Origin of the sequence: Limosilactobacillus mucosae (assembly GCF_013423865.1) — a bacterium.
Lineage (GTDB): Bacteria > Bacillota > Bacilli > Lactobacillales > Lactobacillaceae > Limosilactobacillus > Limosilactobacillus mucosae.
Genome location: NZ_CP058954.1, coordinates 1,116,708 through 1,143,703 on the forward strand (window position 1 = coordinate 1,116,708; position 26,996 = coordinate 1,143,703).

Annotated in this window: 20 protein-coding genes, 2 pseudogenes and 1 other annotated feature; of the genes and pseudogenes, 5 read left to right on the plus strand and 17 right to left on the minus strand. The window is 45.6% G+C overall.

Going from position 1 to position 26,996, the window contains the following annotated elements; translation table 11 throughout:
- Positions 1 to 767: 767 nt before the first annotated feature.
- From H0G69_RS11130 to H0G69_RS05365, 9 genes and pseudogenes are all read right to left on the minus strand, one after another.
- On the minus strand, positions 768 to 1,454 hold the full coding sequence (locus tag H0G69_RS11130; protein WP_338124773.1) for a Na+/H+ antiporter NhaC family protein: 687 nt from the start codon (positions 1,452 to 1,454) through the stop codon (positions 768 to 770).
- Positions 1,455 to 1,634: 180 nt separating this feature from the next.
- Positions 1,635 to 1,823, minus strand: a pseudogene (locus H0G69_RS11065) (Na+/H+ antiporter NhaC family protein); the annotation flags it as partial.
- A 59-nt stretch (positions 1,824 to 1,882) separates the two neighbouring features.
- Positions 1,883 to 2,761, minus strand: a complete 879-nt coding sequence (locus H0G69_RS05335) for an IS3 family transposase (RefSeq protein WP_180304329.1) — start codon at positions 2,759 to 2,761, stop codon at positions 1,883 to 1,885.
- 23 nt (positions 2,762 to 2,784) lie between these two features.
- Complete coding sequence (locus H0G69_RS05340; RefSeq protein ID WP_003688751.1) at positions 2,785 to 3,072, minus strand: transposase; 288 nt, start codon at positions 3,070 to 3,072, stop codon at positions 2,785 to 2,787.
- Positions 3,073 to 3,139: 67 nt separating this feature from the next.
- Positions 3,140 to 3,508 (minus strand): Na+/H+ antiporter NhaC family protein, encoded by a 369-nt coding sequence (locus H0G69_RS05345; RefSeq protein WP_180304330.1) that lies wholly within the window; start codon positions 3,506 to 3,508, stop codon positions 3,140 to 3,142.
- 15 nt (positions 3,509 to 3,523) lie between these two features.
- Positions 3,524 to 4,564 carry an aldo/keto reductase gene (locus H0G69_RS05350; protein ID WP_006500931.1) on the minus strand — a complete coding sequence of 347 codons (1,041 nt, stop codon included), beginning with the start codon at positions 4,562 to 4,564 and terminating at the stop codon, positions 3,524 to 3,526.
- A 1-nt stretch (position 4,565) separates the two neighbouring features.
- The gene (locus tag H0G69_RS05355) at positions 4,566 to 4,916 is read right to left on the minus strand and encodes a TIGR04076 family protein (protein ID WP_006500930.1); all 351 of its coding nucleotides are present in this window, start codon (positions 4,914 to 4,916) and stop codon (positions 4,566 to 4,568) included.
- A gap of 754 nt (positions 4,917 to 5,670) precedes the next feature.
- Positions 5,671 to 6,681, minus strand: coding sequence for an aspartate--ammonia ligase (asnA, locus tag H0G69_RS05360; protein ID WP_006500929.1), 1,011 nt, complete (start codon positions 6,679 to 6,681; stop codon positions 5,671 to 5,673).
- A gap of 64 nt (positions 6,682 to 6,745) precedes the next feature.
- Positions 6,746 to 6,997: a binding site (T-box leader), on the minus strand.
- 18 nt (positions 6,998 to 7,015) lie between these two features.
- A complete protein-coding gene (locus H0G69_RS05365) occupies positions 7,016 to 7,183 on the minus strand; it encodes a hypothetical protein (protein ID WP_180304331.1) in 168 nt (55 codons plus the stop codon).
- A gap of 235 nt (positions 7,184 to 7,418) precedes the next feature.
- On the opposite strand from H0G69_RS05365, the gene H0G69_RS05370 reads away from it, so the two are divergent.
- Positions 7,419 to 8,024, plus strand: a complete 606-nt coding sequence (locus H0G69_RS05370; RefSeq protein WP_180304332.1) for a glycoside hydrolase family 73 protein — start codon at positions 7,419 to 7,421, stop codon at positions 8,022 to 8,024.
- A 127-nt stretch (positions 8,025 to 8,151) separates the two neighbouring features.
- On the opposite strand, the pseudogene tnpA reads toward H0G69_RS05370, so the two are convergent.
- Positions 8,152 to 8,610, minus strand: a pseudogene (gene tnpA, locus H0G69_RS05375) (IS200/IS605 family transposase).
- A 64-nt stretch (positions 8,611 to 8,674) separates the two neighbouring features.
- Here tnpA and H0G69_RS05380 point away from each other — a divergent pair.
- Positions 8,675 to 9,931: an RNA-guided endonuclease InsQ/TnpB family protein gene (locus tag H0G69_RS05380; RefSeq protein WP_180304333.1), complete on the plus strand. Its 1,257-nt coding sequence runs from the start codon at positions 8,675 to 8,677 to the stop codon at positions 9,929 to 9,931.
- Positions 9,932 to 10,535: 604 nt separating this feature from the next.
- Here H0G69_RS05380 and H0G69_RS05385 read toward each other — a convergent pair.
- The 4 genes from H0G69_RS05385 to H0G69_RS05405 form a co-directional block, all read right to left on the minus strand.
- A complete protein-coding gene (locus tag H0G69_RS05385; RefSeq protein ID WP_180304334.1) occupies positions 10,536 to 11,057 on the minus strand; it encodes a GNAT family N-acetyltransferase in 522 nt (173 codons plus the stop codon).
- 69 nt (positions 11,058 to 11,126) lie between these two features.
- On the minus strand, positions 11,127 to 11,711 hold the full coding sequence (locus tag H0G69_RS05390; protein WP_180304335.1) for a recombinase family protein: 585 nt from the start codon (positions 11,709 to 11,711) through the stop codon (positions 11,127 to 11,129).
- A 340-nt stretch (positions 11,712 to 12,051) separates the two neighbouring features.
- A complete protein-coding gene (locus tag H0G69_RS05395; RefSeq protein ID WP_338124758.1) occupies positions 12,052 to 18,375 on the minus strand; it encodes a mucin-binding protein in 6,324 nt (2,107 codons plus the stop codon).
- Positions 18,376 to 19,231: 856 nt separating this feature from the next.
- On the minus strand, positions 19,232 to 19,729 hold the full coding sequence (locus H0G69_RS05405) for a GNAT family N-acetyltransferase (protein WP_180304337.1): 498 nt from the start codon (positions 19,727 to 19,729) through the stop codon (positions 19,232 to 19,234).
- Between the two features lie 230 nt (positions 19,730 to 19,959).
- Between H0G69_RS05405 and H0G69_RS05410 the strand changes: the two genes are divergently transcribed.
- The 3 genes from H0G69_RS05410 (at position 19,960) to H0G69_RS11075 (ending at position 22,122) form a co-directional block, all read left to right on the plus strand.
- Entirely contained in the window at positions 19,960 to 21,198 is a 1,239-nt protein-coding gene (locus H0G69_RS05410; protein ID WP_180304338.1) for an L-lactate MFS transporter, read from the plus strand.
- Between the two features lie 7 nt (positions 21,199 to 21,205).
- Positions 21,206 to 21,544: an iron-containing alcohol dehydrogenase gene (locus tag H0G69_RS11070; protein WP_275264407.1), complete on the plus strand. Its 339-nt coding sequence runs from the start codon at positions 21,206 to 21,208 to the stop codon at positions 21,542 to 21,544.
- A gap of 155 nt (positions 21,545 to 21,699) precedes the next feature.
- Positions 21,700 to 22,122 carry a dehydroquinate synthase/iron-containing alcohol dehydrogenase family protein gene (locus tag H0G69_RS11075; RefSeq protein WP_180304267.1) on the plus strand — a complete coding sequence of 141 codons (423 nt, stop codon included), beginning with the start codon at positions 21,700 to 21,702 and terminating at the stop codon, positions 22,120 to 22,122.
- 71 nt (positions 22,123 to 22,193) lie between these two features.
- Here H0G69_RS11075 and H0G69_RS05425 read toward each other — a convergent pair whose 3' ends face one another.
- The 3 genes from H0G69_RS05425 to parC form a co-directional block, all read right to left on the minus strand.
- Complete coding sequence (locus H0G69_RS05425) at positions 22,194 to 23,339, minus strand: zinc ribbon domain-containing protein (RefSeq protein ID WP_180304339.1); 1,146 nt, start codon at positions 23,337 to 23,339, stop codon at positions 22,194 to 22,196.
- A 93-nt stretch (positions 23,340 to 23,432) separates the two neighbouring features.
- Positions 23,433 to 24,368: a manganese-dependent inorganic pyrophosphatase gene (locus H0G69_RS05430; protein WP_180304340.1), complete on the minus strand. Its 936-nt coding sequence runs from the start codon at positions 24,366 to 24,368 to the stop codon at positions 23,433 to 23,435.
- A 138-nt stretch (positions 24,369 to 24,506) separates the two neighbouring features.
- The gene (gene parC / locus H0G69_RS05435; RefSeq protein ID WP_180304341.1) at positions 24,507 to 26,993 is read right to left on the minus strand and encodes a DNA topoisomerase IV subunit A; all 2,487 of its coding nucleotides are present in this window, start codon (positions 26,991 to 26,993) and stop codon (positions 24,507 to 24,509) included.
- Positions 26,994 to 26,996 lie beyond the last annotated feature (3 nt).

Genomic DNA, 26,996 nt, shown 5'->3' on the forward strand with positions numbered 1-26,996 from the left:
AATGATATTGACACCATTATTAGCCGTTGACTGCCTACTAAATTTAATGCGAATCATTCATTTTTGATACCGGGAATGATTATTATCACCGCATGAAACCAACTTCGGTTAAATCATTTCAACCACCAACTGCTGTCATAAAAGTTAAGCCGCATCTTCCAGCTGACGATCCAGTCCGATGATTAGATGATTAATCGGATCGTAGCCAAAAAAGTTTCTCGAAATATCTCATAATGACATCAACCACCCGAGGATTCAGGGTGTGTCAAATGACATAACTCAAATCAATAAAAGCCAAACCATTCATTGATTTAATAGTGCATCACGGGGAGCATTAGCCAAATACCCATGGAAGAATGAGCTGACCGTCAGTTTGTGAAGAAATTCAAGTTTGACAAGCTGTCAGCCCGGAAACTACCTACTATTCCTTGGTTTTTCGCGTAAAGTAGGTAATGAGATTTTTGTCATACGTATTATGCAAAATTATTTGCATAATACGTGGTGATCACTATTTCTTTCCCGGTGCGAGCCGTTTGACGTTAATTACGAGATTTTAAGCTTGCAGTGAGTCAATCTTTATGATCAAAAAAGCCTGCCCTCGATTTGGAAGGCAGGTTTTTGAATTTCACCGTCTCTGATTATGGCAATCATTAGTGGCAAATATTTTTTGAATAAAGGTACAGATTTTGCACTGGTATGGATGTTTTCCAGTACCCGCTACTTTTTCGTCCTATGATTAAAGTTGCTTAGCCGCCAATTAAGTATCTTTAAATTTCAACAGTCTCATCCAACTTGTCAACTGATTCTGGAACTTCTTGACGCCGACCCCAACCTGTCAAAACCGCAACTAAGAATGTCAAAAATAGACAAAAGGCGTAGATCGTGCCGCCTGCAACAATAACCGGTGAAAGCTTAGTCATTGCTGAGCCGATAAAGACAAACACACTCATAAACGGAATGATAGCTGGTAAACTATTGGCAGTCCCATCTAAAAGGTTTGCGCGTCGATATGGATGAATGTTACGCGCATGGCCAATTTTATTGACAATTGGTCCTGCCGTTAAGATTGACGCACTGGTCACGCCGCCAAACATAATCGTAATCAGCGAGATTCCGAGCATTGCAATTAATTCGGTTCCACGAGCTGTCTTACCATATCGACTGGCAAGAATTCGATCAGCCAGGTAGTCAAGCATGCCAGCTCGCATCAGTACACCCATAATGCCAAACACCGAGATTACCAGTGCAACGGTTGGCAGAATATTATTGATCCCGTCTACCAAAAAGCCAGTTACCTCATTTTTACTAGGATGGTTAGCAAATACATCAGAAAATCTAAACAGCTTAAAAAGCAATCCAGTAATCGTTCCCAGCGTCAATCCGGTCAAAATTCCCGCATAGATGTTGCGAGTCCTTACCGAAACGATCAGCATAACTACAACCGGCACTAGCATAATCAATGGTGCTGGTGAGGAGGCAGCTGATATCTTCCCGCCTTGGTATGTTCCGCCGATTCCGCCAATAATTGCATAGATTGTCAGTGTAATACTGCTGGCCACCAGTGAGTACTTCAAACGGCTGTTTACGACTCCTCCAATATCGGCTGGCCGCCCATCATTAAACTGCTGTGTTGAAGAAGATGCAATCGTAGTATCTGAAATTGGCGCCAGATTATCACCAAAAATAGCTCCCGAAACAATGCTACCTGCCATCATCATCGAATTTGCACCTAGCAAAACACCAGCTGGGTAAAAAATAGGAAAGGCAATAAACATTGTACCAATTGAAGAACCTGTTGCCGTTGATACAATGCAGGTTGCAACAAAAGTGAAGGTGGTCCCCTGTCAATAAAATAGACAATTTAAATAGAGACTTTTTTGTCCTATGCCACGACTAAATTTTGAATTTGAGTTTGATACTCATCTTCAAGTTGCTTTGGTGATTTGAATCCACAGTGACTGTGAATTCTAACTGTGTTGTAAAACGTTTCAATGTACTGAAAAACTAGTCGTTTAGCTTCGGAGTATGAATGGATTTTAAACCGATTTATCCATTCACGCTTAATCAAGGCGTGAAACGACTCAATGCAGGCATTATCCCAAGGATAAGCTTTCTTTGAATAGCTTAATGTCATGCTAGCTGTAACTTGATTGTAAGCTTCAGACGTAAACTGACTACCACGATCACTGTGCATGATTAATGGCTTGCTAATATGGCGACTGTGCTTAGTCTTTTCAATAAGTGGGATGACATTCGATACCTCCAAGGTTTCAGATAAGTCCCAACCAATGATCCGTCGGGAGTACAAGTCCATAATACTGGTTAAATAAACGAATCCGTCATGAACTGGAATATAAGTGGTGTCAATGCACCAAACGGCGTTTGGTCGCAATGGATTGAACTGCTCGTCTAAAATATTTATTAGCTGTTTATCAAACTTAGAATTGCGAGTGGTAGTCGTCCAAGGGGTTAGGTAAACGGCGTGAATGCCAAGTTCACGCATATACTTACCAACAGTTCGTTCAGCGATCTTATATCCTTTTGAGCGAAGTTCTTGGGTGATTTTGCCGGCACCGTAAATACAAAGGCTTTTGAGCCAAATTGCTTTAATTTCACCTTGAATAAACTTCTTCCGAAGCTTTCGCGGTGATTGGTGATTATGACGCTTTTCTCGTTGATAGTAACCACTTCTTGAGATTCCAACATAATCACACATACCATTGATGGAAGGGTGGGATTCCAAAGCGTGCTGAACGTCCATTTCTTGGTATACCTTTTCGGTAGTTACTTGCTCAGAATCCCGATTGATTTTTTTAATACTTCGATCGCTCCTTCAGCGTCACGAAGTTGACGCTTTAGTCGTGCAATCTCCTTGTCCTTATCGCTGGCAAAATTACCAGAGCCACGGCCAAACTCCCCAGTCTCAGTAAACAGCTTAATCCATTTATGTAATGTACTAGCCCCAATACCTAGATTCTTACTTATTTCATTCATGGTCATGTGATCCTTGTTATCTAAGTAATACTGAACGGCCTGTTCCTTAAATTCCTTGTCATAACTGTGCTTCGTCATTATTTGATCCTCCAATTTACTTCCTTAATTATACTAAATCAGAGTCTCTATTTAACTTGTACACTTTTTATTCTAGGCCCAAGGCAACAAAAAGTGCGCCGTGAATGCCAGTTGCATTAGCCAGCCATACAAATCCATTTGACAAGCCGCAAAGTTTGATCAAAGCACTAAACATCCCGACCATCAGCAAAATAACGACAACCGAGATGGAAGTAATTGAGCTGATTCCTTCAATTGCCGCCTCCCAAAACTGCTGATAGCTTTTACAAAAGATGCCACCAATCAATAAAGCTAAAAAACCGCCGACTGCCAATGCTTCCATATTAAAGGCCCGACAGATTACAAACAGATAAATACAGCTAAACGCGTAGATTGCTACTGGGATTAATGACATAAACATACCACCACGAAATTGCAGCGTTGATTTTTGATTCATTTAACTGCCTCCTTTTTAGTGGTCTAAATCGGTCAGAATAATTCCTTGGTAACGTGGCGAGGTCCGTTCAAGTTCATAGCACTCACCAGCTGGCGTCGGATATTGAGCAATAAACTCTCGGATGGCCTGCATTTCATCAGCCGACAACTCAAATTCCAGAGTCCGCAGATTGTCAGCAACATGTCTTGAACTGCGGGTGCCAATCATGACGGCGCCGACCCCAGGCTGATTCAAAATATATTGGGTCACGACATTAGCAATTGATACCTGATGCGTCGCCGCAATTTCTTTAAGCAGCGGCAATAGTTTCTGCAAGCCATCCCACCCTAGCGAATCCTCGATAATCTGCATATATTTGACTTGAGAGCGTGTCTCTGGCCGATCGTATTCTTTTCCTAGGTATTTCTCGGATAAAAAACCACCAGCCAGTGTTCCATAGGCAAATGTATAAATATTGTGGGCAGCGCTATACTTAAGCAGCGATCTTTCCGGACGCCGGTCAAACAGCGAGTACTGGGCCTGATTTGAGACAACGTTGATACCGGCGTCGACCATCTGCTTCAGCCGTTCCGTATCCATGTTGCACATGCCAATATTGCGAATTTTTCCTTTTTTCTGCAGTCTTGCCAATTCAAACGCTGTATCCATCATGCCGGCAACGTTAAAGTCCCACCAATGAAACTGCACCAGATCAATCGCCTCACGATGCATTCTCTGCAATGATCGGTCAATGATTCGTTCAACATATTTACGATCAACCTTGCTCAGCATGCTTTTATCCGGTACGAACTTGGTATGAACTTGAATATCCTCTTCTTGATAATGACCGGTTGCTTTTAATTCATTTACAAAACGACCAATAATTTCTTCAACGCCTGTATAGATATCAGCACAGTCGAAAGTTGTAAAGCCATGCTCAACCAATTCGTGAAACCCTTGCAATGCATCATCAACATCGGTTTTTCCTTGCAGGTTATGCTCGGCCGACAGCTGCCAACAGCCATTAATGACTCGATTGAACGTGTAGCCATTTGCCAATCTGATTTTTTGCTGCATATTAATCTTCCTTTCTTTTGGTTTCGGTCAGTGGAACTACAGTAGTCTTGTTATGATACTGTTTTCGCTTGCCAATCCGCTTGATTTCAAAAAGTGCCTTGCAGTTTGGATCTGGACATGCGATCAAGGTGTCTGACAACATCCAGTCATTGGCATTTAAAACCCGTTGCTTGGCTGGCAACAATGGCAACAGTGCACTTAGTGAGTACATCGAGAATGAATGCGTCTGAGGAAATACCAGATTCTCACCTTCCACCAGAAAATAATCGCCTAATTGATGGCTACAGACAAAGTCAGTTGGATTACCCACTACGGTAACCTTCAAATCATAAAGCTCAAACGAATCATCCATAAAAACCTCCTAAAATTAAAAAACGACAGTCAAAACGACTGCCGGAACAAGATCAAGATGCATCCTGTGGTACCACCCCGGGTTGACATTTTTAATGCCCACTCATCGCATACATACATACGCTAGACTTTGATCACAGAGGTCTTTACTCCGGCGCCGCTACTGATGTCATCACTTTCACGTTGCCCTCGGAAACCCATTCACCAATTTTAGTGCTGCCATTATCTCACCCAACAATGACTCTCTGAAACACCTTTAAAAGGCTACTCTCTTTCCTCAACGGTTTAAATTATTTTTAAAGAATGATAATAAAATAATGAACTTGTGTCAACAAAAAATTAAAATAATTTAATTTAATTACAAAGATCAGCTATAGTTACCTTGCACTGCTGATTTCACTTAAATTTACTCAACAAATTAATTTACTTTTTTAATTAAGACATACTAAATGAGTTGAGCAATCAAATAATTCTAACGCCAAACAAAAACCGAGATACAGTCAGGATCATCCCTTCTGTATCTCGGTTTTACGATTTCGCCATTTCACACATTGATCATTGGCATTTTACATTTCAAATTAGCTCAGTCCTGTTCTGCTGACTCTGAGAAAGTGATACTGAGGTTAGGAAGTTCGTCCGCAAATAAGACTGATCCAATCAGAATGCAAATGTCGCAATCACCAATCTGCTGCCCACAATGCCAAACCGCTTATTGATAGCAGTTGAAAAACTAGATTCAGCACGACACCGCTTGATTACAGCAGTTGAATGCCAGCTTTTTCGCACTTTTCCCGCATGTCTTCTGGCCAGATGCTTGCCTGAACCTCGCCAACGTGTGCCTTACCTAACAGCAGCATGCACAGCCGTGACTGACCAATCCCACCACCAATCGTGTATGGCAGTTCATGGTTCAACAGCATCTTGTGGAATGGCAGTTCGGCACGAGCTTCTTCGCCGGCTTCCTTAAGCTGGTAGCGCATTGCATCTTCATCAACCCGAATCCCCATGCTGGATACTTCCAACTTGCAGTCAAGCGGTTCATACCAGAAGATAATGTCGCCGTTCAAAGACCAGTCATCATAGTCAGGGGCGCGGCCATCATGTGGCTTGCCGGAACGACGCAGCTTGTCACCGATCTTCATGACAAAGACACAGCCGAGTTCCTTGGCAATGCGATCTTCACGTTCCATTGGCGTCAGATCTGGCCAGCGATCCTCCAATTCCTGCGTCGTAACGAAGTGGATCTCGTCTGGCAGATGGTGAACGGCTTGCGGGAACTTGTACCAGACTTCATGTTCCATGTGCTTGATAACCTTAAAGATTTTTTTAACCGTGGCCTTTAAGGTTTCTTCGGTTCGTTCTTCTTTAGCGATCACCTTTTCCCAGTCCCATTGGTCAACGTAAATGGAGTGGAAGTTGTCCAGATCTTCGTCTTTGCGGATGGCGTTCATGTTGGTGTAGAGGCCTTCATGCATCCCAAAGCCGTATTTCTTTAAGGCATAGCGTTTCCACTTGGCCAGTGAATGAACGACTTCAATCGTTTCGCCCGGCAGTTCTTTCATCGTGAATGAAACTGGCTGCTCTACTCCGTTCAGGTTATCGTTCAAACCAGTTTTCTTTTCGACGAACATTGGCGCACTCATCCGCTGCAGGTTCAATTCGCGTCCAATCTCATCTTGGAAGGTTTCACGAATGTAGCGAATAGCGGCTTCGGTCTCGCGGACTGACAGCTTTGGATCGTAGTGTTCTGGAATAATCAGACTCATAATAAAAAATCTCCTTGAAACTTAGACTTGAGGGCAAAATAAAAAGCCTTTTGTCCCCGTAGTTTCATGGGACGAAAGGCTTTATTCCGCGGTGCCACCCAAGTTGTCCAGAGATATCCAGACCGCTTTGATCAGAGCACAAACATGCTCCATCGACTGTAACGTGTCGAAAACGTCTGAGCCTACTTTGGACGAATCCATTTGGGTCAGCAACGCGGGGAAGTGTTTTTCGCTGTATCAGGGTCGGCCAAGTTCCCATTATCCTCGGCTCACTTTACGAATGAAAACAGCTACTCGTCTTTCTCATGGTTTTTCAAAACTGTTTGATTGTTTTTTATTTTAATCCATTCTTAGTTTTTTGCAAGTAGTTTTTTAATTTTTTAATGGTTTTGCTTAAAATCGCCAAGCTGATCAGCCATGCAGCTACTTCCAAAACATCATTATAATCATCAGCACGACAGCAATGATCACGACCAGATTCTACAAAAATCATGAGTGTCATTTGCATAATCACCAAAAAAATCCATTTAATGATCTATCACTTGAATACATGAAGAAAATTGCATTGATAATCGTTTATCTAAATTTTTCGATAATGATTGAAGTATGAATGATTTTTGCTTATTTTGGGAATTTTTAGCTTTTTCCTATGCTTAGCCGACAAACATATTTATAATCACATTTAAGACTTCAATAAATCTTTTCAAAGGGATATTCATTTTACGAAGGGGCTTTTTATGAAGATCAAATCAAAAAAATGGGCTGGGATTGCAATTGGCATCGCGGCACTGTGTTTTGCATTGGCAATCGGTCTGGGAATCTACCTGCACTCAACCAGTCAATCTACCAAACCACAGCGCGAAACTCATTCATCTAAAATCACGGTTAATCAATTCATCAAAACGATTGCGCCAATTGCCCAAAAAGAACAAAAAAAGTACCACATTCCAGCCAGCATCATCATTGCTCAGGCTGGTACCGAATCAAACTGGGGTCGCAGCAAGCTGGCTTATAAATACAACAATCTTTTTGGCATCAAAGCAACCTCTAAAAAGAATCGCGTTCGCATGTATACCAAGGAAAACATCAACGGTAAGACAGTCGAAATCAAACAGTATTTTGCCGTATATGATGGTTGGGAGGCTTCACTAAAGGCCCACGCCGAGCTGCTTGCCCATGGTACCGAAGCTAAGCCAAACGTATTTAAAGATGTGCTAAAAGCCAAGAACTACCAAGAAGCTGCCCAGGCGCTGCAAAAGGACGGCTATGCAACAGACCCTAATTACGCCAATGAACTGATCTATGCGATTAAAAAATTCAAGCTTTATAAATATGATCATTGATAATTTCGTATCTTTTAAAAATGACATATGAAATTAAAAAAGGCGCTTTGTCAGATCATTTCGACCACTCGAACTTTAATTATGCCTAGCCGAAAATCCCGTGACTTTAGTCATGGGATGGATAGGCTCACTCAACGTCCATTGGACACTTTTTCTGTTGGAGTGCATTGTATTTTTGATTGTTGATATAGTTTTCCACTACATCTTTACTCATATTGCCAAGCGTACTCATATAGTAGCTTGGCGACTATAAATGACCACCCCAATATTATGATTGTCGAATTTCTGGATGTCGTTTGAGAAAGATGAATGCACTACGCCCCTTTAGTGCTTTGATAGCGCTGGTTGGCGCCTTGCTAGGTGGAAAACTGATCAGTACATGAACATGATCTGGCATTACTTCCATCTTTTCGATTACAATTTCGTTATCTTTTGCAACCATTCGCAATATGTCTTTCATTTCGTCTACCAGTTCCTTAGTTGAAAAAGTCTGGTGGCGATACTTAGTTACCCAGATTAAATGGTAATGGAAATTATAGATATAACGGCGAGTATAAACTGCGTCTTGAATTTTTTCTTTAGTCATTAAGAACGCCTCAATCGTTATAGTCATTAGCTGATGATATAATTCAATTAAAGGAGGTGAAAAAATGAAGTCAATGGCCCAGTTAGAATATCATTATGGATTGAAGGTTCGCATCTATCCGAATGATTACCAGAAACAAATAATCAAGGTTAACAGTGATGCCAGTCGTTTCGTCTATAATGAGATGGTTGCGATCGGTAAAGAACTCTGGCAATTAAATCGAGTAAAACTGTCGATTGATACGGTTCAGGATCGGATCCAACAGCTAAAGCTTCGTCAAAACGCTAAGCAGATGTCAAATCATTTCCAGTTTTTAGAAGATAAGCGTATTGACAGCCTTGCTAAGGCTAATGCCATTCAAAACTATCACAAGGCTTGGAACGCTTTTCGCAAGGTTCATGAAGCCGGTGTGCCAAAATTTCATCGTAAAAGCTATGCCTGGCGATACCAGACGAACTGTCAATATCCAAAGCAAAAGACGGCTCGGCTAGACAACGGTACCGTCTGCTTTGAAGATTGCAAACATATTGTGATGCCTAAACTAGGACGTTTGCGGATCAAAGGCGCTCAGCAGCGACTATTGGATCGTCAAGGCGAAACACGCATTGGTACGGTAACCATTTCCAAAGATGCTGCCGATCGATTCTTTTTGTCGCTGCAATTAGGTTCAGATACACCGTTTGTTCCTAAGCTTAGCCGCACTAATCGGCAAATTGGCATTGACCTAAACACAGAAAACTTTCTGACCGCCAGTGATGGTCGAACCATCGCTAACCCACGCTACTATCGAACAATCAAGGGAAAATTAGCTAAAGCACAGCGTACTCTTTCACGCCGCCAGCGCCGGGCTAAAAAAGAGCAGCGTTCTTTGCGAGAAAGCAAAAACTATCAGAAGCAGCGTTTATTAGTCGCTAAGATACATGCACGGGTATTTGACCGCCGCCATGATTTTCTCCAGCGCACGTCTACAGCACTGATCAAGAACCAAGATCTCGTTGTAGCTGAAGAATTGAGGAGTAAGAATCTGTTAAAAAATCATGCCTTGGCAATGAGCATCAGTGATGTTGGCTGGCGGTCTTTCTTGGGTATGTTGTCATACAAAGCCGACCTCTATGACCGTCAATTTATCACGGTCAGTCCTAAAAACACGACCCAAACCTGTCATGACTGTGGCTTTGTAATGGGGAGTGACGGGACCGAAAAGCTGACACTGGCAGATCGTGAATGGATATGTCCACAGTGCCATGTTCATCATATCCGTGATTACAATGCAGCACTAAATATTTTAGAAAAAGGACTCCAGAAACAACAAAAAGCCTAGTCAAAAAGCTAGGCTCATTCCTATGGCAACCTGGGAATGTAAAAGGCATTGGTAATTAGATGATCACTGCTCAAGCAACTGCGGCTGTTTGAGTAAATCGTCCGTATCTATGCAAATTGTGGTTCGGATACTCAATACTGGGGTGTTTGCCCACAAGCCATCGACTTTAGCCGATGGTGGTTGACGGTACTGGTTTCCATTTCAAATATATTTAGCTTTGCTGATTGCAGTGCTTTGTGAAGAAAAATTGGCTTTAATCGGCTATCGGGCTTGAACTTACCTACTATTGCTTAATTTTCACCCGCAAGTAGGTAGTTGTATGTTCAGCCAGTCTAACTTTACTTACTCGGGGCTGCTTTTCTTCAAATAGTAGGTAATGAGGTTTTTGTCATATGTCTTTATACAGGATTTTTTGCATAATCGCTGCTGATGGCTGAAAATTTCTCCTCGGTTGCCATCATCACATTCATCTCTCAAAATCACATTGACCATTGCTGGTGGCTAAGATCTTTTACTGCCATGATCATCACATTGAACCACTATCAATACCGCCAGATCAGCAATAATAAAAGCCCCGCAACCACTTTGGCTGTGAGACTTCACTTTACAGATTCAATTCAAATGCCCAGCGCAGTGGATCATTGGGATCATCTAAAATATTGATGTGCCCGCGTCTAATAAAACCATTGCTAGTCGCGACATGCTGCATTGGCTGGTTCAAATCATGCGTATCAACTCGGAAGTTATGGATTCCCTGCTCATTTAAAATTGAAATCAAACTGCTCATGAAATACTTGGCTAAATGCCGCCCCCGATAATCCTGGCTTAATGCCAAACGATGAATGGCAGCGTAGGGCTCGGTATTATTTTGCCAGGCACCATCAATTTCCTGATAGTTTGGATCATCACCAATGATTGCCGCCACATAACCCGCAACCTGGCCATCGACTTTCAGCACCCAAGCTGATTGATTGGCTAGGTCTTGAGCAACTGTATCAGTATTTGGATATCCCGCCTGCCACTGCGGACTGCCAGAAGCCTTTAGGAATGCCTTGGCTTGATCAAAAATTTTACCGATTGCTGGAATATCGGTCTCCTTGGCGCGAGTAACGTAAATAAGACTCATGATTTTCCTCTTTTCAAATACATCTGAACTTTTAGATAAGCTTAACACGAATAATTACATTAAGAACGGCTATTTTTCATGATCCCTTATCTCAACCGACTTTATCAGAGTAAAGCGTCGTCGCAAAGTCGAAATACTGATTCCAGTGCGCAGTGAAAGTTCGCGGTAAGTCATTCCTTTTTGATGAAGCTGATAGGCCTGCCAGATTTTTTCATCCGAATAAACTTTTGGTCGGCCTTCATGATATTTCGGATTATGACGGCGAGAATACGACTTGCCTTCTTGAGTCCTGGTAACGATCATATCCCGTTCAAACTGGGCAAAAGCAGAAAACACGGTAAAAATCAAGCGACCAACCGGCGTATCGTCAATCGTGCCCATATTCAAAATGTTAATCTTCACCTGATTTTCAAACAATTGCTGAATCATTTGCAGATCTTCACCTGTATTACGCGCAAATCGATCTAGCTTAGTGACGATAATCACATCGTTTGGTTGAACGATTGCCAACAAGCGAGCAAATTCTGGTCGTTTGGTAGTCGTTCTGGTATATTTTTCCTGGAATATTTCGTCAATCCCAACCTGTTTCAACAGTTGCAGCTGTGTCGATAAACTTTGGCTTTCCGTGCTTACTCGCGCATATCCGTACTTCATGTTCTAAACACCACACCAAGACAATTTAAGTTTCAAAAGCATGTGTGTGGACTCTCCTTTCTTTAATCAGTTATTACCTTTTTGGTACATTGCCTTTTCAAAACTTTTGATTACAACAAAACCGTTCTATTGTAGCAAGTGATTTCTTTTTATAAACATTTTTTCCATAAAATGAACGATTATTTTTAACGAATGATCATTTTAGAACGATATTACATTATATAGATACATTTATAAATCATTAGTATATTTTTAATCATAAAGACAAAAAGGCCCAACCTTTGAAAAATCAAAGGATGAGTCTTTTTTTATCGTTGATGAATCTGTTCTATTTCTTCATCTAGTTTTCGTGACGCTTCTTCTTAGAGCCAAAGCCCAGGCCAAGTCCCGCTGCAAACAGTGCTCCTGCCAAGCCCAGGGCGCCCTTTTCGTTGTTGGCGTTACCAGTCTGTGGCAATTGTTGTGCACCGGCATTGGTTTGAGTTTGACCTGACTGGCCGTTTTGAGCGGATTGACCAGTCGTTGAACCGCCATTCGTTGCTTGACCACCATTGGAAGCATTGCCGCCTTGGTCAGTTGCCTTGCCAGAATCAAGCTTCTTGTAGGTGATGTTGATCGTCATGTCTTGGTCATTTGGCGTAACCGTAATTTCTGGAACAGATGCGGATGGCACGTATCCAGGAATGTTTGGTACGTCAACGCTTTCCAAAACGACATTCTTCGACCATGGTCCATAAGTTACTTCACCGGTAACCTCATCAACCGTTGCACTTCGCGTAAATTCAGCCTTCTGCGTGATCGTCTGCGTCTTGCCATCTGGCGTCGTAATGTTGATCGTCCGCGTAACGGTCTTGTTCAGATCATCCTTGGCAACACCGCTTGGGTAATTCTTACCAGGGTTGTCTGGCAATACATCAGCCGGCGTCTTTGGATTGTCTGGCGTAACAGTGATGGTGCCGTGCTTGAGGTGAACCTCGAAGTTCTGGTCTTTATGGTCGTCATTGTCAAAGGTGATTTCGGCACCGTTGGTGTCATCGCTCACCAGTACGTAGCCAAGATCCTTGTAGGCTTGAATGTCCTGGGCGGTAGTGTAGCCAGACTTGGCATTCGTCTTGCCGCTAAGCGACTCGGTCTTTAGAGCCTTGTTCGCATTGTCGTCGTCAATGTACTTGACGGTAGCCTTCTGGTTGTCGGCCGTGTAGGTAACGACAACGTTAATGTCTTGAGCGTCGTGTGCCACGTCCTTGTTGGATACGACCGTCTTGTCAGGCGTGTAGCCCGTCTGCTCAGGGCTTGGAATGTCCTTGAAGTCCTGGTTCTGGCTCCAGTCAGTCTTAATGACTTTACCAGTAACCTTGTCGATTACCTTGGTAGCGGTGTATGACAGCTGGTCGTTTACTGCAGCTGGCGCCTTCGATCCGTCGCTCATCCGGTAGGTGATCGTACGATTTACAGTATCCGTAAGCCCGGCCTTGTCCGTACCGTCTGGGTAGCTGGCAGAGCCTTTCCCAGGGTTGATCGGCGTTCCTGGCTGGCCTGGCTTATCTGGAGTAACAGTGATGGTGCCGTGCTTGAGGTGTACCTCGAAGTTCTGGTCTTTATGGTCGTCATTGTCAAAGGTGATTTCGACACCGTTGGTGTCATCGCTCACCAGTACGTAGCCAAGATCCTTGTAGGCTTGAATGTCCTGGGCGGTAGTGTAGCCAGACTTGGCATTCGTCTTGCCGCTAAGCGACTCGGTCTTTAGAGCCTTGTTCGCATTGTCGTCGTCAATGTACTTGACGGTAGCCTTCTGGTTGTCGGCCGTGTAGGTAACGACAACGTTAATGTCTTGAGCGTCGTGTGCCACGTCCTTGTTGGATACGACCGTCTTGTCAGGCGTGTAGCCCGTCTGCTCAGGGCTTGGAATGTCCTTGAAGTCCTGGTTCTGGCTCCAGTCAGTCTTAATGACTTTACCAGTAACCTTGTCGATTACCTTGGTAGCGGTGTATGACAGCTGGTCGTTTACTGCAGCTGGCGCCTTCGATCCGTCGCTCATCCGGTAGGTGATCGTACGATTTACAGTATCCGTAAGCCCGGCCTTGTCCGTACCGTCTGGGTAGCTGGCAGAGCCTTTCCCAGGGTTGATCGGCGTTCCTGGCTGGCCTGGCTTATCTGGAGTAACAGTGATGGTGCCGTGCTTGAGGTGTACCTCGAAGTTCTGGTCTTTATGGTCGTCATTGTCAAAGGTGATTTCGGCACCGTTGGTGTCATCGCTCACCAGTACGTAGCCAAGATCCTTGTAGGCTTGAATGTCCTGGGCGGTAGTGTAGCCAGACTTGGCATTCGTCTTGCCGCTAAGCGACTCGGTCTTTAGAGCCTTGTTCGCATTGTCGTCGTCAATGTACTTGACGGTAGCCTTCTGGTTGTCGGCCGTGTAGGTAACGACAACGTTAATGTCTTGAGCGTCGTGTGCCACGTCCTTGTTGGATACGACCGTCTTGTCAGGCGTGTAGCCCGTCTGCTCAGGGCTTGGAATGTCCTTGAAGTCCTGGTTCTGGCTCCAGTCAGTCTTAATGACTTTACCAGTAACCTTGTCGATTACCTTGGTAGCGGTGTATGACAGCTGGTCGTTTACTGCAGCTGGCGCCTTCGATCCGTCGCTCATCTTGTAGGTGATGTTCCGATTTACAGTATCCGTAAGCCCGGCCTTGTCCGTACCGTCTGGGTAGCTGGCAGAGCCTTTCCCAGGGTTGATCGGCGTTCCTGGCTGGCCTGGCTTATCTGGAGTAACAGTGATGGTGCCGTGCTTGAGGTGTACCTCGAAGTTCTGGTCTTTATGGTCGTCATTGTCAAAGGTGATTTCGACACCGTTGGTGTCATCGCTCACCAGTACGTAGCCAAGATCCTTGTAGGCTTGAATGTCCTGGGCGGTAGTGTAGCCAGACTTGGCATTCGTCTTGCCGCTAAGCGACTCGGTCTTTAGAGCCTTGTTCGCATTGTCGTCGTCAATGTACTTGACGGTAGCCTTCTGGTTGTCGGCCGTGTAGGTAACGACAACGTTAATGTCTTGAGCGTCGTGTGCCACGTCCTTGTTGGATACGACCGTCTTGTCAGGCGTGTAGCCCGTCTGTTCAGGGCTTGGAATGTCCTTGAAGTCCTGGTTCTGGCTCCAGTCAGTCTTAATGACTTTACCAGTAACCTTGTCGATTACCTTGGTAGCGGTGTATGACAGCTGGTCGTTTACTGCAGCTGGCGCCTTCGATCCGTCGCTCATCTTGTAGGTGATGTTCCGATTTACAGTATCCGTAAGCCCGGCCTTGTCCGTACCGTCTGGGTAGCTGGCAGAGCCTTTCCCAGGGTTGATCGGCGTTCCTGGCTGGCCTGGCTTATCTGGAGTAACAGTGATGGTGCCGTGCTTGAGGTGTACCTCGAAGTTCTGGTCTTTATGGTCGTCATTGTCAAAGGTGATTTCGACACCGTTGGTGTCATCGCTCACCAGTACGTAGCCAAGATCCTTGTAGGCTTGAATGTCCTGGGCGGTAGTGTAGCCAGACTTGGCATTCGTCTTGCCGCTAAGCGACTCGGTCTTTAGAGCCTTGTTCGCATTGTCGTCGTCAATGTACTTGACGGTAGCCTTCTGGTTGTCGGCCGTGTAGGTAACGACAACGTTAATGTCTTGAGCGTCGTGTGCCACGTCCTTGTTGGATACGACCGTCTTGTCAGGCGTGTAGCCCGTCTGCTCAGGGCTTGGAATGTCCTTGAAGTCCTGGTTCTGGCTCCAGTCAGTCTTAATGACTTTACCAGTAACCTTGTCGATTACCTTGGTAGCGGTGTATGACAGCTGGTCGTTTACTGCAGCTGGCGCCTTCGATCCGTCGCTCATCTTGTAGGTGATGTTCCGATTTACAGTATCCGTAAGCCCGGCCTTGTCCGTACCGTCTGGGTAGCTGGCAGAGCCTTTCCCAGGGTTGATCGGCGTTCCTGGCTGGCCTGGCTTATCTGGAGTAACAGTGATGGTGCCGTGCTTGAGGTGTACCTCGAAGTTCTGGTCTTTATGGTCGTCATTGTCAAAGGTGATTTCGACACCGTTGGTGTCATCGCTCACCAGTACGTAGCCAAGATCCTTGTAGGCTTGAATGTCCTGGGCGGTAGTGTAGCCAGACTTGGCATTCGTCTTGCCGCTAAGCGACTCGGTCTTTAGAGCCTTGTTCGCATTGTCGTCGTCAATGTACTTGACGGTAGCCTTCTGGTTGTCGGCCGTGTAGGTAACGACAACGTTAATGTCTTGAGCGTCGTGTGCCACGTCCTTGTTGGATACGACCGTCTTGTCAGGCGTGTAGCCCGTCTGCTCAGGGCTTGGAATGTCCTTGAAGTCCTGGTTCTGGCTCCAGTCAGTCTTAATGACTTTACCAGTAACCTTGTCGATTACCTTGGTAGCGGTGTATGACAGCTGGTCGTTTACTGCAGCTGGCGCCTTCGATCCGTCGCTCATCTTGTAGGTGATGTTCCGATTTACAGTGTCCGTAAGCCCGGCCTTGTCCGTACCGTCTGGGTAGCTGGCAGAGCCTTTCCCAGGGTTGATCGGCGTTCCTGGCTGGCCTGGCTTATCTGGAGTAACAGTGATGGTGCCGTGCTTGAGGTGTACCTCGAAGTTCTGGTCTTTATGGTCGTCATTGTCAAAGGTGATTTCGGCACCGTTGGTGTCATCGCTCACCAGTACGTAGCCAAGATCCTTGTAGGCTTGAATGTCCTGGGCGGTAGTGTAGCCAGACTTGGCATTCGTCTTGCCGCTAAGCGACTCGGTCTTTAGAGCCTTGTTCGCATTGTCGTCGTCAATGTACTTGACGGTAGCCTTCTGGTCGTCAGCCTTGTATTTAACAGTAATGTCTTGACTCAAGTCGCTGACGTAATCTGCTGGGTTAAACGTGTAACTCTTATCTGCAGGGTTGTAATCCTTATCTGTAAGGGTATATGTCTTAACCTTGCCCTTGATCATGCCATTGATCGTTGGCGTAAAGCCAGGCACTTCTGGAATCTTAACGTTGTCCGCCTTGGTTGAGTCGTTTTTATCGTTTGGATACTGACTGGTCGTCTGGTACTCAGGTGGCAAGGGTGGAAAGGCATCGGAATCAGATTCAATAATCAGATTGCCAAGTTTTTCATAAACATACTCAATGTTGATCGTTTGTGGAATGTAGATGCTATGAATGTTCCAATTAGCTTTCTCAACGTAATGAGTATCCCCAGATTTTAGATTGAATCGGTCAACAACAACCCCATATTTATCAGTGACTGTAACCAACATCTCACCGGTTGCGGTATTAGTTTCTTTAAATGTGGCCTTATACCCATTATGCATGTCCTTTACATAGGTTGCACCCTGCTTGCCAAATGGCGACATGAAGCCTTCGGCATTTTTTGGCTCTTTGGCAAAATAGTGAGTGAGTACCTTACCGCCCTGGGTTGTATAGATTTGACCATCCAGCCCTTCTTGAGTGATTGGAATGCTGACCGTGTTCCCCTCGCCATTAACATAAATCGTCGTCTGGGTTTCTACTTGCGGGATCATGAAACTGATACTGCCATAGTTTCCATCATCCTTGCCTACTTGAGGGTCAAAAACGTTGAACTTTGATTTCCAGGTACCATGAGCGGAAATGAAGACACCTGACTGACCATCATTGTAAACTTTGCCAACGTAATAATAATAGGCAAATACATCAACTGAGTTATTTTTATCAACCGTGTACTTATAAACATTATTATTGTTGTCTAGCAAGGAGACATAAACCTTGCCATCACCACTTCGATCAGTTGAAAGAACCAGGTTATACTCGCCATCCGAGCTTTGTGCCCACCAGTAAGTATAGTGACTAGCAACTGTGTCCTTATACATATCTGCTGGATAAGTTGGATCAGTAACCGTAAATCCGGCTGGGGCCTGTTGATTGGCAGCTTGTTGAACGACTAGAGCACTCAAAATAATATTGGCGGCTTGGCTTTCATTGACATTAGCGGCTGACGTTGACAACTGTGCCGTTTGCTTGTCAGCAGCACTTTGACTGTTGGCTTCACTAGCTGCCTGCGACTTTTCACTTACAGCAGATGCTGCATCGCTAGCAACTGAGCTAGATGCCGGCTGACTGCTGTTTTCGCTGGTACTGACAGCTGAAGCTTGGTTGTCTGAAGCTGCGCTGGCCGACGCTGGCGAATCAGAAACTGCCGCGCTCGAAGCGGACTCGGCACTTACCGGCGTAGCACTGCTTGTGGACACGGCTGCACTGCTATTAGATGCTGAAGCTGAGTCGCTGGCAGCTGAAGTTGCGTCCTGTTGCACAACTTGTTCAGTCTTTGCTGATGTATCCGGTTCAGTAGTTGCAGCTTGTGCCGTTGTGCCGCTGCCTAAATAAAAGCCGGCCGCAACGGCAACTGATACAACTCCAACACTCAGTTTCCGCAAAGAGAACCGTTGAAAATGTTCGTTTGACTTACTTTCTCTAATGTAATTATTGTTTTTCCCAACCATATTGCTAAAACACTCCCTTAAATTTTGCATTATGGAAAATTTCAACATTATTTCGTCGTATAAAAATCGGTATTCACCGCTGCAATTGTTTCCCAGCCAACCACGGCAAATTTTCCCTGCACAACTCCCCCCTTGCTTTCCTGAAGGCTTTGCCATTTTCAAATCGTCTTTTTAAATTCTTTTATGAAAATTTCTTAAATAGTTAGGCTGCGTTTTTAAGCGCTTACACCATTTAAGAAATTAAAAAATTAAAAAGAGCCAAAACTTAGGAGTTACGAACCACATTTTCTAGGCACGTATGCACATAAGACTGAAATTGAATGAAATCTTTGGCAAATCGATATCAACAAATCTCAAACCTACGTACGATACTGCTTTTATACCTTAACTTTAATGTTTGTTGAACAACAAGTCAATGATTTCCTTAACATATATGCCAATCCCTTAAAAAATTTTTTGCATTCTTTAATAACTCATAACTCCTAAGTTATGAGTCAACCCACCTCAACGCATCAACGCAGTTTAAGCCGCTAAATCTCCATTTTTGTGGTGACATAGCAAAGATGCCGTTGCCCGACATAAATTACCAAGTTTGAATTTTGTCATTTACTCGTTCGCGGCGACGAGACTTGGTTCCCTTGAAATCCCAGGTGAAACGGGACATTCTTGCCTCGTCTCGCCTTTTTTGTTTTTCGTAAATTTCCAAATCAAGTAAAAAGTTAAACTATATGCATTTAAAATTTATAAAAAAGCATTTCGTTATGAACATCAGATTGTGCATATAGTAATTAATCTGTTCCATTGAAAACGAAAACATGCCGAATAGCAGTTGCTACTCAACATGCAAACGCTTTAAATTGTTAAAAACAAAAATGTAAAAAATTGAAATTGTCATAGATTTTTTTATGTTACGAATTTAGAATTTCTTGATTATTGCACGCTTTCGATCAATAACTAAAAGCTTGAGCCGTTTCTTTGCTGCGACTCAGGCTTTTTTATAAAATCTTGTTTGCTAGTCAAATCTTTGTCCCATAATCACTAAATCGCGTTTTTTTCCATCAAGTTCCGCGATCGCCGGCAAAAAGCCCCACTGTTCAAAACCGAACTTTTTGAACAGACCCAGACTTGGCTGATTATGCCCAAAAATATAAGCTGCCAACGCGGTTACGTTTAAACTGGGCAGCTGAGCAATCACAAACTGGATGGCCTGTGAACCCAGGCCTTGGTGCCGCGCATTCTGATCAATATAGATACTGATCTCCGCCGTGTGTTCATAGGCTGGCCGCCCATAAAACGGCTCCAGTCCTACCCATCCCCAAATTTCATCGGCATCGTTTCTGATAACCCATAACGGATGGGTTGGCGTAAAACTGTGAAACCACGCCTCGCGATCTGAAGTCATCAACGGTTCTAAATCTGCCGTAGCCAATCGTGAAGGAATAATCTGATTATAGATTTCGACAATCCGGCGCAGATCCTCATGCCTGGCCTTTTCAAAGCGAATAGTCAATTGCTGCTCACCTCATTATTGTTTTTGCAAAATTATAGAAAAGCTTTCTTTTTTTAGCAAATCCGTCCCTGATCAACCGGTGGAAAGGTTTTCAAATTAAAGTTCGGTTAGAAGTGCTGATTTAGCGTTGTTTTTTCAACTTTAGCGTGTTAATGTGGCAATACACCGAATTTTAAGAAGTTTAAATTTATTAATGTTCGCGTTTAATGATATAAGGGAGAGAGGAAACAATGACTAAGACAAGGAATCGTTACGGCGTCGCCCTCGCTGGTGTCGTCCTGCACTTAATGATCGGTGGCGTTTATGCTTGGAGCGTTTTTACCAAGCCAATCGCGCAACAGACGGGTTGGCGGGAAGCCTCAGTCTCATTTGCGTTTAGCCTGGCCATCTTTTGTTTGGGAATGTCAGCTGCCTTTATGGGTCGGCTGGTCGAAAAGTTTGGCCCAACCGTTACTGGTACCATCTCCGCAATCTTTTACGGCTCTGGCATCATGCTGACTGGGGTGGCCATCCACACGCACCAACTTTGGCTGCTGTATCTGGCATACGGCATCATCGGCGGACTGGGGCTGGGATCTGGCTACGTAACGCCGGTTTCCACAATCATCCGCTGGTTCCCTGACAAACGTGGTTTGGCAACGGGGCTGGCGATCATGGGCTTTGGCTTTGCCGCCTTGTTAACGGGTCCAATTGCTCAGCAGCTGATGTCTAATGTTGGTCTTTCTGCTACTTTCTACGTCTTAGGTGCTTTCTACCTGGTTGTAATGCTTCTTGCTGCTCAATTCATCAAGAAGCCACGGCCAAACGAACTGCCAACGGCTATCGCGCAAAAAGCATCCCGCGTCAGCCTGACGAACGGTCAACAGCTGACGGCCAACGAAGCCGTTAAAACCCGAACTTTTGCTTTCCTGTGGCTGATGTTCTTCATTAACATTACGACGGGGATCGGTCTGGTCTCGGCTGCTTCGCCAATGGCCCAAGAAATGACGAAAATGAGCGCGGCTACGGCAGCCGTAATGGTTGGTATCTTAGGTCTGTTCAACGGTTTCGGCCGCCTTATCTGGGCTACGCTTTCTGACTGGATTGGCCGTCCACTGACCTACAGCCTGATTTTTATCGTCGACATTATTATGCTGATTATTCTGATTTTCTGCCAGGTACCCGCAATCTTTGCCATTGCTCTTTGCCTGCTGCTTTCCTGCTATGGTGCTGGTTTCTCCGTTATTCCAGCCTACCTGGGCGATATTTTTGGCACCAAGGAACTGGGCGCAATCCATGGCTACGTGCTGACGGCTTGGGCAGTTGCCGGTATGGTCGGTCCCGTCCTGCTTTCGGTTACGCACCAAGTTCTGCACAACTACTACGTTACTTTGTTGGCCTTTATTGTGATTGACGTGATTGCCATGCTGATCTCGCTTTGGATTCAACGTGATTTTGTCTCACCTAAAGAAACGGCATCCGCTAAATAATCTATTTTTGTTAAAAGTCATCCCCCAGTATCTGCCGGCTGATTTTCTGACTCGGTATCCAGTCGAAATCTTTAATAGCAGCTGCGAGTTTGCCGAAATCGATCGCCTTACCGAACAGCTGAAAGCCTACGACGGGATCATCGCTTTTGGCGGCGGTCAGCTGATGGATACGACAAAAGTCGTCAGCGATCGTCTTAACAATGTCTTGATCAACGTCCAGACCGTCCCCTCCAATTGTGCGGCCTTCACCACTAAAAGCATCGTCTATTCGCCAACTCACGAAATGATTGCCAGCGTGCGCGAAAAAAGCCCGTTGATGCCGTTATTCTGGAACCTGAGCTGTTAAAAAACGCGCCGCTTGAATATCTGCGTTCAGGCATCGGCGATACGCTGGCCAAATACTATGAGATTCGCCGGCGCCTGACTGACGATCAAATACATTCGCTATCACTGTCCTTAGCGCAGGATCTGATCGAACGGTGTCGTGAAGAAATGCTAAAAGTGAATGATTCACGCACACTTAACGGCCTTGACCTGCAGAACTTTATCGATACCATCTTTTTAGCAGTGTCATTGGTTGATGGCTTGGCTGACCTGGATGGACGCAGCGTGGCGGCTCATACCTTCTATAACGCCTATGTCAAGGTCATTGGCCCGCAACGCTTTACGCATGGCGAGATCGTTGCTTTAGGTAATCTGTTTCAAGTAACGTTGGAAAACGATGCCGCGTTGATCAAAGAAATCCGCGCCTACTATCCTCGCATTGGCCCGCCGCTGTCATTAGCTGACCTTGGCGTTACCCAGGCTGAGCAGCTGAACTCATTGGCTGAATATATGGCTAAACCCGACAACGTTAGAATGCAGTCGATTTTTCCCGACATTACCGCGACCACGATTTGCAAGACGTTAACAAAACTTTTCTAAGTAATAAACCCCCAATTGATTCGCAATGCACCCGCGAATCGGTTGGGGGTTAAATTCTATCTGGATTTATGCTAAAACAGCTGCAGCATCAGCGCCATGATCATTTCTTTAATCAGCTTACCGCCTAATGAGATCGCGGCAAAAACGATCAAACCATTGATGACCAAAACGATCAGCGCGCCATACATGCGATCAAGCTTCTGACTGTCAGCCTCAAGCATCACATCAGCCAATGCCAGGGCAAACATTCCCAAAGCAGTCAGCAGAATCACGCCAATCAGAGTCATCATGCCAAGCGAACTGGTTAATGATGCCAGCAACAAGCTGACCAGCAGCAAAATAACATTAAAGTTGCTGGACCACGTCAAACGATTGATCATATCAACGTAATCGCCGCCTTCAATGCCACTAACATAGCGTTTAAAGACGTACGCCACGGCACTCATCAGCAGCATGGCAACCACGATCAGCAGCCACAGCAATAAAAAGCTTCCCGTCGTCATGGCCTTGATGTGAAAGACGATTGCCGAGCCTGACGCAAGCTGAGCAAGCTTAGCCGATAGATGGTCAACCATCCAGCCAATCGTCACAACCGCAATCAAGGCCTCAAGAATCTGCATCGTCAAACCGGTCCAACGCCAGCTTGGCTGCTGATATGCTCCGGGATGTCTCAATGATTCGATCAGCCAGTCCCAGGCCCGTTTAAATTCCTGTTTGGTATGCTCGAGATCCAGCGTCAGTTCAACTGAGTCTCCAGCCGTACTTGATTCTGATTGCTTTCTGGCTTCCGCACGACTCTTAAATGACGCGGACTCATGATTTCCTTTGGCTTCACCAGCCGCGCTAACTGCTGCTTTTGGATCGTTGACCAAAGGATGCCGCTGTTCTGCGACTTTTTGAATGTCTGAAGCTTCGTCACGACCTGGTGCCAGCGCGCTTGGATGCGGTTCAGCGGTCTTTTGTGAATGGACAGGATCCGTTGATGTTTGCGGCTCATGCTGTCCTGCTGCCGCTTGAGGCCGTTCAGCCGCTATCGTCCGTGGCTCGCTGATTGATTCAGTTGCCGGTAGCTCACTGTTTTCGCTGGTTATCGAAGCTGGCTGATTTTTTTGGTCAGCCGTTTTATGATCGTCAACCGCTTCAAAATGCCAGCCACAACGCGTACAGTATTGGGCATTTTCTAAAACTTCACTACCACAGTTTGGACAGATTTTCATCTTAATTCCTCCGTCAAACCATCAATTAACTTAATTATGCAAAATAAAAGCACCCCGCAGCAATGGCGGAGTGCTGTTTTGATTAAGCGCTGATTAGCCTTCAAAGACGTCCGTCAATGGAGGTACCACTTGCTTCTTACGTGAAACTACGCCTGGCAGGTTCATACGGTGGTTGTCACCCAGCTTCTTGCCGAATGCCTGTTCAACCTTTTCCGTGTTGCCGCCAACAACCAGCAGATCAGAATCACTGTTCAAAATGTTGGTAGCAATCAAGATGAACGTGTCATAGCCGTTTTCATCGTTCAGTTGCTGCATCGTCTTTTCCAGGTCGGCTTGACGAGAGAAGACGTCATCCAGGTCAACCGTGTTTACTTGACCGATCCGCAGCTTAGCGTCGCCCAGTTCGAACGTCTTGGCGTCGCCATCAACGATATCAGCGTCAGACTTGGCATCCAGGTTGGTACCAGCCTTCAGCATCTCAATTCCGTAAGCTTCGTAGTCTTCAACACCGGCAACCTTTGCCAGGTACTTCAAAGCTTCGCCGTCGTGGTCAGTAGTCGTTGGTGACTTCAGCAGCAGCGTGTCGGAAATGATAGCAGACATCATCATCCCAGCCAGGTTGGCAGGAATCTCAATGTGCTTTTCTTGGAACAGTTCCGTGATGATCGTGGAAACACAGCCGTATGGGCGGGCCGTGATCCAAAGTGGCTGTGCCGTGTTGAAGTTGGCGATCCGGTGGTGATCAACCAAGTGCGTAACCGTAACTTGGTCGATGTCAGCAACTGATTGTTGTGGTTCGTTGTGGTCAACCAGCATTACCTTGTCAGTTTCGTTGGCAACCGTCTTAACGACCCGTGGTGCTTCCATGTTGAAGTAGTTCAAAGCGTACTTCGTTTCATCGTTTGGTTCGCCCAGGGCAACGGCTTCCGTTTCGTAGCCCAGTTCGTTTTCAAAGTATGAAAATGCCATTGCGGCCGTAATGGCGTCAGTATCTGGCTTTTGATGACCAAAAACTAATTCCTTGCTCATAAAGACAACTCCTTTGATTCAATCATCACGTAAAACGTTAACTGCAACGTTTTCGCAAATTAATTATACCCTTTTATTTTAGCACGACCAGCTCTTAAATGGGAATCTAATTTCATTTCAGATGCATATTTATGCAGATTATGAAATTGAATCCGTCAGATCGAGCTGCTCGCTTGTCGATGTTTCGGTCAGCTGGGGCTTGATGCGCAGCTTAACCGGAATGCCCTGACTTTCAGTATCAATTACAAAAGTACCGTTTGAATGGGCCGTTCCCAGATGGTGATCAGTAATCAAAACATCCTGGAACAGCGGCCGATCGGTTATGATCTCAACGGCTCCCTGATAGTCGGCATCATACGGCAAAAAGTCGACCAACTTGTGCGGCAGCTTCTTCAAACGGTGCAGCACCAGTTCGCCGCGTCTTGCCCGCGCGCCAAGCTTGATGTCGGCTACGGCCATTTCTTTAAAGGCCCCGCGCTGAGTTACCATGGCCAGATGCTGATCCTCGTCAACCAGCTGCAGGTCAACCATTCTGTCATCGTCATGCAGATTAATGGCCCGTACCCCCGTCGTTCTGACCCCGGCAATCGGTACTTCAGCTACGTCAAAGCGAACGGCATAGCCTTCATGACTAATTGCCAGCAGCGACTGCGCGGTATCTTTTGGCTCATAATACATTACGTTAACGACTTGAGCGTCATCACCCTTAAGCTTCATGTAGACCGTCGCCGTGCTCTTATAACGGGATCCTGGCTGATATTCCTTGAACTCAGTCTGCTTGACTTGACCATCGCTGGTTCCCATCAGCAGCGTTCCTGGCATATCCAGCCGATCAAAAATCAGTGCCTTGATAATCTCTTCACCCGCGGCTAGGCCGATCGTTTGTGAAATATGCTCGCCCACGTCTTTCCAGCGCACGTCAGTCAATTCATGCACCGGCCGATAGATCAGATGGCCAAGATTGGTGAACATGAACAGATGCGCCAGCGTACTGGTTTCTTGAATCAACAGCGGATAGTCGTCTTCTCGCAAACCGTCTTCTTCAACATTGGAAGCCTTAAATGACCGCAGACTGCTGCGCTTGATATAGCCGGCTTTGGAAACCAATACGACCACGTCTTCTTTGGCGACCGTAACCTTAGTGTCGATTTCCAGTTTTTGAACCTTGCTTTGAATCTCAGTCCGGCGCGGTGTCGCAAATTCTTTTTTAATCGTCCGCATTTCTTGGCGCAGCACTTTAGCCAGCTCATTTTCATCGCTTAAGATCAGCTGGTATTCGGCAATCTGATCATTCAGCCGCTTTTGCTCATCTTCAAGCGCCGTCACGTCAGTATTGGTTAGCCGATACAGCTGCATGGTAACGATGGCTTCGGCTTGCGGATCATCAAAGCCCAGCGATTCAATCAGATTCTGCTTGGCATCAACCCGGTTTTTAGAAGCCCGAATCGTTTGAATAACCTGATCAAGCATACTGAGCGCCTTAATCAGCCCTTCAACGATGTGGAGCCGTTTTTGCGCCTTATTTAAATCAAAACGCGTCCGCCGCATAATGATCTCTTTTTGGAAGCTCAGATAAGACGTCAAAATATGTTTCAAGCCTACCCGCATTGGCCGCTGATTATCGATCGCCACCATGTTGAAGTTATAGTTGATCTGCAGGTCGGTGTTTTTTAGCAGATAGTTTAAGATCCCCTCGGCATTGGCGCCGCGCTTCAGCTCAATCGCGATGCGCAGGCCGCTGCGGTCAGTCTCATCGCGAGCTTCAGCGATTCCTTCAACCTTTTTGGCCAGACGCAGGTCGTTGATTCGCTTGACCAGCTGGGCCTTATTGACTTCATATGGAATCTCCGTGATATTGATCTGCTGCCGACCGCCACGCAGCGTCTCGATACTGGTCTTGGCCCGTACGACGATGCGTCCCCGACCAGTTTCATAGGCTTTTTTGATTCCTTCCTTGCCTTGAATGATCCCGCCAGTTGGAAAATCAGGACCAGACACGAATTCCATCAACTTATCCAGACTGGCCGTGGGATGACCAAGCAGGTAGATCAGTGCATCAATCAGCTCGCCCAGATTATGCGTCGGAATTTCCGTAGCATACCCCGCCGAGATCCCGGTCGCACCGTTAACCAAAAGATTGGGAATGCGGGCTGGCAAGACAGTCGGCTCTTTTTCAGTATCGTCAAAGTTCAGCGTCATATCAACCGTATCTTTGTCGATATCCTTGAGCATCAAACCGGCAATTTTGCTTAAACGAGCCTCGGTATAACGCATGGCAGCTGGTGGATCACCATCCATTGACCCGTTGTTGCCGTGCATTTCAATCAATGGGTCACGCAGCTTCCAATCCTGACTCATCCGTACCAGTGCTTCATAAATGGAACTGTCGCCGTGTGGGTGGAAGTTACCCATTACGTTACCGACTGACTTGGCTGACTTGCGAAAGCCTTTATCATAGGTATTGCCATCCTTGTTCATGGCAAACAGGATCCGACGCTGAACCGGTTTGAGACCATCGCGAATATCCGGCAGGGCCCGTTCTTGAATGATGGACTTGGAATACCGGCCGAAGCGATCGCCCATCAAGTCTTCCAAAGTCATATTTTCGATTTTTGGTTCACTCATTGA